The 469-nt window shown below is 53.7% G+C and carries 1 protein-coding gene; it reads right to left on the minus strand.

The annotated features are described in order from the left end of the window. The coding region (locus tag QP324_RS11880; RefSeq protein ID WP_284816185.1) for an IS30 family transposase at positions 1-469 on the minus strand (469 nt) is incomplete at both ends.

Raw genomic sequence — 469 nt, forward strand, 5'->3', positions numbered from 1 at the left:
GCTGGTGTTTGAAAGCCCAGGGTTTTGCGGGGGCGGCGGTTGAGTTGCATGGCGACGAATTCTAGGTCCGCTGCACTGTGGAGGCTTAGGTCTGTTCCTTTGGGGAAGTACTGCCTTAGTAGTCCATTGGTGCCTCGCTGCCACGGCGAGCCAGGATCGCAGAAGAACACGGGACAATTTGTAGCTACAGAAAAGGCCTTATGGCAGGCCATTTCACTTCCCTGGTCCCAGGTAAGTGAGCCTTTGAGATGATCTGGCAAGCCAGCGATCGCTTTAGTAAGTGCTGCATTTACTTCGGTAGCACTATGCCCATTAGGTAGATGCAGCAAGATGACATAGCGCGTGGTTCGCTCTACTAGCGTGCCAATTGCAGACTTATTGCCCGCGCCTAGAATGAGGTCGCCTTCCCAATGACCTGGTACTGCTCGGTCATCTACTTCTGCTGGCCGGTCGGAAATCATCACCATAG

It is taken from the genome of Corynebacterium sp. UMB0012 (genome assembly GCF_030216265.1).
GTDB lineage: Bacteria > Actinomycetota > Actinomycetes > Mycobacteriales > Mycobacteriaceae > Corynebacterium.